Annotated in this window: 7 protein-coding genes; 1 reads left to right on the top strand and 6 read right to left on the bottom strand. The window is 43.6% G+C overall.

Annotated elements, in window-relative coordinates:
- The first annotated feature begins 635 nt into the window (after positions 1-635).
- A complete protein-coding gene (locus J9B83_RS12145; protein WP_211537108.1) occupies positions 636-1,616 on the top strand; it encodes a tyrosine-type recombinase/integrase in 981 nt (326 codons plus the stop codon).
- Between the two features lie 374 nt (positions 1,617-1,990).
- On the opposite strand, the gene J9B83_RS15930 is transcribed toward J9B83_RS12145, so the two are convergent.
- The 6 genes from J9B83_RS15930 to J9B83_RS12120 form a co-directional block, all read right to left on the bottom strand.
- Positions 1,991-2,122, bottom strand: coding sequence for a hypothetical protein (locus J9B83_RS15930; RefSeq protein WP_268927917.1), 132 nt, complete (start codon positions 2,120-2,122; stop codon positions 1,991-1,993).
- Between the two features lie 52 nt (positions 2,123-2,174).
- Entirely contained in the window at positions 2,175-2,522 is a 348-nt protein-coding gene (locus tag J9B83_RS12140; RefSeq protein ID WP_211537106.1) for a copper resistance CopC family protein, read from the bottom strand.
- Positions 2,523-2,652: 130 nt separating this feature from the next.
- Positions 2,653-5,772 carry an efflux RND transporter permease subunit gene (locus J9B83_RS12135; RefSeq protein WP_211537104.1) on the bottom strand — a complete coding sequence of 1,040 codons (3,120 nt, stop codon included), beginning with the start codon at positions 5,770-5,772 and terminating at the stop codon, positions 2,653-2,655.
- A gap of 9 nt (positions 5,773-5,781) precedes the next feature.
- Positions 5,782-7,335 carry an efflux RND transporter periplasmic adaptor subunit gene (locus tag J9B83_RS12130; RefSeq protein WP_211537101.1) on the bottom strand — a complete coding sequence of 518 codons (1,554 nt, stop codon included), beginning with the start codon at positions 7,333-7,335 and terminating at the stop codon, positions 5,782-5,784.
- Complete coding sequence (locus J9B83_RS12125; protein ID WP_211537099.1) at positions 7,332-8,720, bottom strand: TolC family protein; 1,389 nt, start codon at positions 8,718-8,720, stop codon at positions 7,332-7,334. Before J9B83_RS12125 ends, J9B83_RS12130 begins: the two co-directional genes overlap by 4 nt.
- 656 nt (positions 8,721-9,376) lie before the next feature.
- Entirely contained in the window at positions 9,377-10,195 is an 819-nt protein-coding gene (locus J9B83_RS12120; RefSeq protein WP_211537093.1) for a hypothetical protein, read from the bottom strand.
- Positions 10,196-10,204 lie beyond the last annotated feature (9 nt).

The following is a 10,204-nucleotide window of genomic DNA, read 5'->3' as shown; positions in this document are numbered from 1 at the left end:
AGTTGATGTGACATGGTCAGGCTCGAAGGTTAAAAATGAATTGTCTCATGCGCGGGACTTATTCGCATCTTCCTTAAGTGAAGAAACTTGTGAATACTCCCCTCACCTGTAAACAAAACTCCCCAAGAATTTAAGGCGGTGATCTTTATCAGGAAAGAAGTTTCATTTGACTGTAGTCATAAAGTAACAGTGTGTGTCGGTTTTGCTTTCGGTTGGCTCACCTACCTCATTTTTAATGAGACTTTGTTTTCTTAACCGTACTCTGCCAGGGCCGTTTCTAAAACAGGTCACCTTTCTAAGTACATATACGCCCTAAAGAAGAAATCTATACGTTAAAAACGTTAATGATAAATTAATTATCTTTATTATCATAAAAATCCGCAATAACCTCCCCATATTCGATCGACTAATTGAAGCAACACCATCACAAGCAGGTATTGAAAATGTAAACTTTCTACTTATTAAAATGTATCTTTGAAAAAGTAGAGTTTCTGTAATAACATTTATATATGCGTAGTCGTAGCTTTTTTTGAAACCTGAAAAGTTAGGGGTTTAGACAAAGGTGCGAGTTATTCGTATGCGTTCGACATAGTCACTTTTTAGGCGGGAAGAATTCAACAATAAGTGAGGTAGAAATGGGTCATAGTGATGCTCATCCAAGATTGCTCGTTAGAGAAGATGCCAATCAAGAATTACTACCATCTAGTACTTTAAATAACGTTCAAGACAACCCTGCTATCGCCTATTTATTGAGTCTCGGCTCAAAGCGCAGTAGGCAGACCATGCAATCATTTCTTAATATTGTCGCAAGAATGATTGGATTCGATGATTTAAAGTGCTGCATTTGGAGTTCGTTAAGGCGCCATCACGTTCTGGCCGTAATCGAAATGCTCGCCAACACCGAAAAAGCCCCAGCAACCATCAACACCTACCTATCAGCATTAAAAGGCGTCGCTCTTGAAGCCTGGACAATGAAGCAGATAGATACAGACAGCTTTCAGCATATAAAACAAATCCGCTCAGCAAGAGGCTCTCGCCTCACGAAAGGTCGAGCGCTTGAAAGGCATGAAATCCGGCGCCTTTTTGATACTTGTGCCGGCGACCAAAGCGCGATGGGGTTGCGAGATGCGGCGATTCTAGGCGTTCTTTTAGGTTGTGGTCTGCGCAGATCAGAAGTGGTGGCTCTTGATATTGACGATATGATCTACAAAGATAAGGCGCTAAAAGTGCTTGGAAAAGGCAACAAAGAAAGGCTGGCCTTTGTACCAAACGGCTCTTGGGAAAGGCTTGAGTGCTGGATTAAAGAAGTTAGAGGGGAGTATTCAGGTGCTTTATTCCCAAGAATAAGGCGTTTTGATGATGTCACAACATCAAGGCTGTCTGATCAAGCCATTTATCATATCCTTGAAATGCGTCGAATAGAGTCGGGAATAGAGAAATTTGCCCCCCACGATTTACGCCGAACATTTGCGTCAGCAATGCTAGATAACGGCGAAGACATAGTCACCGTTAAAGATGCAATGGGCCATTCGAGCATCAACACCACCCAGAAATACGATCGACGCGGTGATGAACGACTAAGAAGAGCAAGTGAACGTCTTGGTATCACTGATTAATTGATATAAATAAATTAGATAATTTATTTATAAAATTTACTTAATTGCTTTAGCAATTTTTTTAGCCTACGCAAAATTGATAAACTGTGTACATATCAGCAGAAAGGTATAATATAGTTTTTAATAAGAAACTCGTCGATAATCGTATCTTTTTTTTAGGTGTATCCCAGCGCTACTATTTTAAAGACACGGACTGCTTATTTGATAACCAAGTATTCGTTTCTAAGTTAGACCTCAACATAGAATAAGGTCAAATTTAGAAATCACACAAAACCATGCAACGTATTGCAACTCCATCGCAGCACCAACCAGAATAATGAAATATGCCAACGTAGCCACACTTCCCACCAGCACACCGACTTTTAATTACCCTTTTATACAGGGCAATTAAAAGGCTGATGGCGCAGCAAATTGAACGCAAACAAGCCACCAACCACACTGGATACACCAAAGTACAACATCCAACGTGTCAATAATTGCGCGACCTCCCAACTCGTTAACGCCATACAGCCTCCCGTTATTTTTCGCTCTATTACTCAAATGAACTGCCGCGAACAATTAATGCTGCATGAAATTGTACGCTCCTTTCATCATGTGGCCATCTTCTCCCATGGCTTTCCATTGAACAGAATACGTATCTGGTGTCAGTTTCGGCAGCATGACTTTAAAATGCGCCGTTGCCGCAGCTTTACGATCATATTTAATCGCCACTGGCTTATTATCCGACCCAATCACTTTCAAACTCACCACTTGCATCGGCTGTTTAAAATGCATTTCTACACGCTCAGCCTGAGCCATAAGCATGGCGCCATCTTCTGGGTATGTCATGGTCATCATGCCGAGTGCATATACATTTACAGCGGCTGTCATTACGAATACAGAAAGAGCTAATTTGATTTTGTTCATACTATGATCCTTTAAAGTTTAATGGCTTTGAGTTTAATATTTGTTTGCACTGGCACAAAGAGGAGTCCTCTTGTGCCAGCATGTTGTGCGACTCTGAAAAATCGCGTTTTACATCAATTGAAACAAACGCTCATTTCAATGAAGATTTTTTCCACATAAAGTACACCGCAGGTAAAACTAATAGTGTCAGCACAACAGCGCTTACCATACCGCCAACCATAGGTGCAGCGATTCGACTCATCACCTCCGATCCCGTTCCAGTACCATATAAAATTGGCAGCAAGCCGATAATGATGGATACCGCCGTCATCATCACAGGACGAACTCGCATACCAGCGCCGTGAAGCACCGCATGGTAAAGCGCGTCCGCGCGAGGTAAGACGCCCTTTTCAGCGCATTTACTTTGTGTCTCAGTCCAAGCTTGGTTTAAATACATCAGCATGATGACACCGATTTCTACGGCCACCCCAGCCAGCGCTATGAAGCCAACCCCCACGGCAACCGAGAAATTGAAGCCAGACAAATACATCAGCCAGATACTGCCCACCATCGCAAATGGCAAAGTCCCCATAATGATTGCCACCTCGAAGAAATTACGGAAGTTGATATACAAGAGGACAATAATAATGGCTAATGTTAACGGCACTACATAGGTCAGCTTTTCTTTTGCCCGTTGCATATACTCATATTGACCAGACCAATTTAGTGAATAGCCTGCTGGTAATTGCACTTGGTCTGCTACGATTTTTTGTGCATTTTCCACATAACGGCCAATATCGACACCTTCAATATCAACAAAGGTCCAACCGTTTAAACGCGCGTTTTCACTTTTTAATCCTGGCGGACCTTCTTCCACATACACATCAGCAATATCCCCCAACGCAATTCGTAAACCATTTGGAGTCACAATTGGCAAAAGAGCTAATTGCTCTGGTGAATCACGATACTCCTGTGGATAGCGAACATTAATAGGGTAACGCTCAAGCCCTTCAACCGTATTCGTGACATTCATGCCACCTACTGCCGAAGAGATAAGCTCTTGAACATCTTGAATGTTCAGCCCATAACGGGATGCCTTTTCACGATTAATATCTATATTGACGTAACGTCCGCCAGCCACACGCTCAGAATAAACCGATGCGGTGCCTTCAACGGGTTTCAAAATTTTCTCTAACTGCAAACCAATATCTTGAATCACTTTCAGATCAGGACCTGCCACCTTTATACCGACAGGGGTTTTGATGCCCGTTGCCAGCATGTCGATCCGCGTTTTGATTGGCATGACCCAAGCGTTAGTAATGCCAGGGATCTTGACCAGCTGATCCAGCTCTTGCTTGATCTTGTCGCTGGTCATGCCGTCTCGCCATTCAGAGTGAGGCTTGAGCTGAATAAAGGTTTCGATCATTGTTAAAGGCGCTGGGTCTGTCGCGGTTTCCGCTCGACCGACTTTCCCAAAGACCGTTTGCACTTCTGGCAAGGTCGCAATCAATTTATTCGTTTGCTGCAATACCTGACGTGCTTGTCCGATGGAGATCCCCGGATAGGCTGTCGGCATGTACATCAAATCACCTTCGTCTAGATTAGGAATAAACTCACTGCCCAACTTATTTAACGGCCACATACCAATGACAAATACAGCAATCGCCACCAAAATGGTGGTTTTCGGAAAACTCAACACGGCTTTTAACGCTGGCATATACACCGCGATCAAAGCCCGATTAACGGGGTTTTTGTGCTCAGGCAAGACCTTACCTCGCACAAAGTACCCCATCAAAACAGGTACCAGCGTGATAGCAAGTGCAGCCGACGCGGCCATGGCATAGGTTTTTGTGTAGGCCAATGGGCCAAACATCCGTCCTTCTTGGGACTCTAAAGTAAACACAGGCACAAAACTGACGGTGATAATCAGCAAACTAAAAAATAACGCCGGGCCGACTTCGGTGGCTGCGGCGGTCACAACCTGCCAACGGTTTTCCTTGGTCATCTCGACTTTTTCCATATGCTTATGGAGGTTTTCTATCATCACGATGGCGCCATCAATCATGGCACCAATGGCAATCGCAATACCGCCAAGCGACATGATATTGGCATTAATACCCTGAAAATGCATGACGATGAAGGCCGTAAAAATGCCGACTGGCAGACTGATGATAGCCACCAAAGAGGAACGCACATGAAAAAGAAACACCATACAGACCAACGCAACCACAAGGAATTCTTCCAGCAGTTTGGTCCATAAATTCTCCACGGCACGATCAATCAAACCAGAACGATCATAAACCGTCACCACCTCAACGCCTTTTGGTAAGCTGGATTTCAAGGTTTCCAGTTTCGCTTTTACGCCTTCGATGGTTTTCTGAGCGTTTTCACCAAAACGCATCACCACCACGCCGCCGACGGTTTCGCCTTCGCCATTGAGATCCGCTAACCCTCGACGCATTTGTGGGCCAATACCAACGTTTGCAACATCTTTGATCGTTAGCGGTGTACCACTTTCACTGACGCCAAGCGGAATCATTTCAATATCTTCGACGCTTTGTATATAACCAGACGCTCGAACCATGTATTCAGCTTCAGCCATTTCGATGACCGACGCGCCGACTTCCTGATTGCCGCGTTTAATGGCATTTTGAATATGACTCAATGGCATGTTTAACGCGCGCAATTTATCTGGATTCACACTGACCTGATATTGCTTCACCATGCCGCCAATGGGCGCCACTTCAGATACACCTGGCACTGTTTGTAATTCATACTTCAAGAACCAGTCTTGCAGTGAACGCAATTGACTCAAATCGTTTTGACCGGTTTTATCGACCAAAGCGTACAAATACACCCAGCCGACCCCCGTTGCATCTGGCCCCAATTGCGCCCTTGCGTTACTAGGCAAGGATGGCGCAACCTGACTTAAATACTCCAACACTCGGCTTCGCGCCCAGTATATATCGGTATCTTCATCAAAAATAACGTAGACATACGAATCCCCAAAAAACGAATAACCGCGCACTGTCTGAGCACCGGGCACAGACAACATCGCCGTGGTCAACGGGTACGTAACTTGATCTTCCACAACTTGTGGCGCTTGTCCTGGATAGCTGGTTTTAATGATAACTTGCACGTCAGATAAGTCAGGAATGGCATCAACAGGCGTATTCTTTAGCGAATACAAGCCAGTACCCACTAAAATAAAAGTGGCCAACAACACCATGAATCGGTTGTTAATGGACCAACGGATGATCGCTTCAATCATGATATCCCCCTACTCCGTGTCAGCGTCAAAATAGTCAGTGACCATGAACTGCACACTGCTTTCACGAGTAATTTCAAGCTGAATATTTTTGCCAATAGGTAATTCATCTAGCTCTAACCAATCGGCTAAGGCAAAGTCCATCGTCATTTTTGGCCATTTCCAATCCGCAATAGCATCATGGTTTACATTTACCATGCGCGTTGTCGCATCAATACGATTAATACGTGCGGCTACCCAAACATTATTGGCAGGTTCGGCTGCTGACATTTCATTACCAGTCATTGCCGTGCTATTCATTTCAGTGCTGCTGGCAGGCATTGTCGTCTGCTCATTGTCTATATTCATTCGTTTGAAATCCGAGCTTTTACTGGATTCAGAATCCAATAAGAACTGCGCCGACGTCACCACCTCATCACCCAGCACCAAGCCGTCTAAGATTTCCACGTAGTCATCACCGAACGCGCCGGCTTCGACGGCAATTGATTTATAACGCCCTTTACCCAATGCCAACACCACGCGGTTTTGCTCGCTACCGCGAATTAAAGCCTCTTTTGGAATCAAGCGTTTCTTTCCTGGCTCAGTAGTTTCAATACGAACATGGGCAAACATATCTGGCTTAAGAAGTTGCTCAGGGTTGTTTAGACGAATGCGAACACGCAAAGTGCGGTTTTTGGCATTTAGAGTCGGATAAATAAAATCCACGTTACTGGCAAAGGTTTTCCCCGGTAGAAAATCCATCACAGCCTCCACCGGTTGCCCCACAGCGACAAGATGCGCTTGGCGTTCAAATACTTCGGCATCCAACCACACCTCACTAAGATCTGCGATCGACATCAAGGTTGTACCTGGCTTAATGTAGAAACCATCTTGAATTCCAAGGTTATCAATCACACCACTTTGTGGCGCAAAAAAACGCACTGTTTGAGACACCTTGCGCTTTTCCTTTAACGCTTGAATAAAACTACTCGACACTTGCAGAGCTTTTAGTCTTTCTTCACCCGCGTTGATCATGCGCTGGTCTTTGCGGGCTAAAGCAAAGATAAATTCTTCCTGCGCATTCACCAAGGTTGGTGAATACAGGTCGAATAAAGGCTGACCTTTTTCAACTGAATCACCATTGGATTTAATAAAACTCTTTTCAACCCAGCCTTCGACACGAGGGTGAATATGAACAATCTTGTCTTCGTTGTAAGTCAAATAGCCCACAGTACGGATGTCTGGTTTCAGCACGCCTTCAAACACTTTTCCTGTTCGCACGCCAAGATTATTAACGACTTCAGGCGAGATACTCACAGTACCAGCGCCCTGATTATTGGAACCTTGGTCATCACCATAAAAAGGAATTAAATCCATTCCCATAGGAGATTGACCCGGCTTATCACGACGGTAATTTGGGTCCATTGGCGCCACCCAATATAAAGGAGCTTTTTCATCTTCCGTTACAGACGAACCCGTATTCATTTCCCCGTTCATGGTATTAAATGCTTGAAGACCAAAGTGATAACCTGCGGCCGAAAGAACACCACCTAGTACAAATACACCGATATACCTGATTGCTTTCATTTGAGTCTCACCTCTTCACCTTGTGCCATCACATAATTCAATTCTGCCAATCGCTTAAAACGCTCAATGCGAATATTCAACAATTCAATATGCGCATTCAGTGTCGCGATACGCGCCTGAACCACATCCGAAAAAGCACCATCATTACTGGTATAAGCATTCAACATGACTTGCGCGCTTTCTCTGTAACTGGGAAGCAATTTTGTTTGATAGAGACGGATTCGTTGATCCAACAGAGCAATATCAGATGTCAGAGTACGGTATTTCGCCATGAGCTCATTGAACACCAGCTGCTTTTCAGAAAGAAAAGACTCAACCTGTAAGGACGCGGCTTTCACCTGAGCATCCTGACGACTAGACGAAAAAATGGGCACACTAACACTCACCGCAATCGACGCCAGATCGGCTCGATCTTTGCCGCTTAGATCATCACCGCGATAACCGTAACCTAACGTAACACCCCATTCTGGTTTGTACTTTTGCTCGGCAATCGCTTTATCTATCTGCGCAGTATTGGATTGAGCATCGACAATGCGAACCAACGGATGCAGGCTCAGGCGAGCCGCCAATGCCAATGAATTCGATGAAAGCGACGAAAGGATATAAGACGGAGTTACCATAATGGGTTCACCCGTTGTTTTCAGAGTGATTTCTTGATCAACTATGCTCTGATCAGCCATTGTCGGAAGAATATATTGGGATAATTTTTTCAGTGCATTTTCTTTCGCTTGTCGAAGCTGCGTAAGACGATGATCTAACTTAATCAACTCCAGTTCAGAGCGTACTAAATCTTGCTGTTTGGCTCGCCCGTACGCCGAGCTATAACTGCTTTCCACTACCTCATGAAGTTGTTCGAACAAGGTTCTATTTTGCTTAACGAGTTTGATACTTTCTTCGAAGCTGTAGGCCGTTAGCCAAAGATTTGACACTTCCATCACCAGCATTGCGCGACGATTATCACGCATCAAGGGCATTTGATCACCTTGTGCGGCGTACTTTTCTCCTGTTAAACGTAAGGTATCGCCAGCTGGAAACATCTGCGACACCGACACATTAAATTGTGTCATTGCTTCTTGGTTAAAATCAAAGGTATCGGTTGGCATATTAAGTAAGCCAACGCTAACTTTCGGATCGGGCAAAGCCGTCATACCCTGACTCAGTGCACGAATAGCACCTTCCTTTTTATAACTGGAAACCAACCAATCGTCTTGAGATACGGCTTTTTCTACCGCTTGTTGCAGGCTGTATTCTTCTGCATCTGCAATAGGTGGCAGTAATGACAATAGGAAAATACAGACAATATGATACGTTTTACCGTTTAAGAGTGGACGGTAATAGACATTCTGGAAAACAGTACAGAATGCCAAAAAATTGTTTTTGGGCATTGGCTTGAATACTCATTATTAGATTCATAAAACCTCAGCGCGTAAAGAAGCGATGAGTAATAACGTGAATTTAAGAAATGACTATAGGAGGGGAATAAGGCGTATTTGGGTGGGTAGAAACGTAGAATTCAAACAACAGAGTCGTGTGAACAGAAGAAACATTGTCGGAATCAGAATGATAGCTGACCAGTAAACCTGAAAAGCTACTACAATGATTGTCTATGCATTTTTTATGGTTATGATCGGCCGCCATACCGGCGCACCCATTTGACATACACGAAGATTTTTCGCTAGAGGACATGTCATGATCAGATAAATTTGACTCGGAATGTGGTTCCGTTGCCATATCGTGCATATCCATTAATATCATGTTTGAAGCCGATGAAATCATGTTACTGGAGGTCATAGCCATTGAAAACAACGACAGCACAAAAAACAGAAGACACAGGTAACTGTATCCTCTTGAAGATGTACTTATGTTGTTTAAAAAGCTTTGTGGCATCAAAATCACCTTTATCTATCAATATAAGGTATTAAAATTTATTGTTAAATACAATGAATTTTTATGCCAAATCTCTGAAAGTACTTTCATCAATCTTAAAATATAAAAATAGTAGGGGCATTTTAGAAAAATGAGTGCCTATTAAAGCAAGTCATCAAACGCTTTTAGGCAGAGCCAAAAATGCCATGATAAGCGCGTCACGAAACGCGGAATCCTTATAATAGTGTTTTCCACGGTAGATATCGCAATAGGCAGTGGGATCGCCTTTCGCATGCAAAAGGGAGTGATGTTCAAGACGAGAAAGGGCTTTTACCCAAGCTAATTCTATTTGCTTTGGTGGTGTTGGTAAGGAAGTCAAAATACGCTCGGAAGCAGTGAATTCACTATTCATTGCCACCGCAAGCATATCGTCACTTGCTTCACCCATCCAGCTGGTACCATCTTTTTTTACATACAAAAAAGGTAAAAACGGCGCTAGGGCTGGGCAAACAGTATTGCGATAAATGGTTACTCCCCAGTAAGACTTTGCAATGTAAGCGAAGTGTTCAAAATCTCGGATACTATTGAAACCAGATTGCTCTACGGGAAGCACCTCCACTCTTGGCTTATTAGGATTCACAGTATCGTTCGACACATCTAAATACCAATTTCCGAGTATTAAAGCATTTTGAAAATAAAGGTCTCTTAACGATCCCCATGCTTTTGTTAACGAGGCGCCTTTTATCAGAGCATCGTGCAATAGCATCAGCCCCTCTGAGTCTGGTTTTTTTAATTGTATCTGCAACAAACCAAACACCGCATCACGGATTTCTTTACAACGGCCTAATGGGTAAGGTTTGGTACCAAAATATGGGTATTTCGGTAGCAAATCGATATCTGCCTGTAATCGTAAATGTGCCAATGTATCGATTACAGTATCAACTTGTTGAGGAGTCCATGTGATCTGAACAGGTGTAGTTCTATTTGATGACATAAAATTTTC

Origin of the sequence: Marinomonas vulgaris (assembly GCF_018145875.1) — a bacterium.
GTDB lineage: Bacteria > Pseudomonadota > Gammaproteobacteria > Pseudomonadales > Marinomonadaceae > Marinomonas > Marinomonas vulgaris.
The sequence above is the reverse complement of the archived record's forward strand: the minus strand, read 5'-3'. Positions and strand labels throughout refer to the sequence as shown.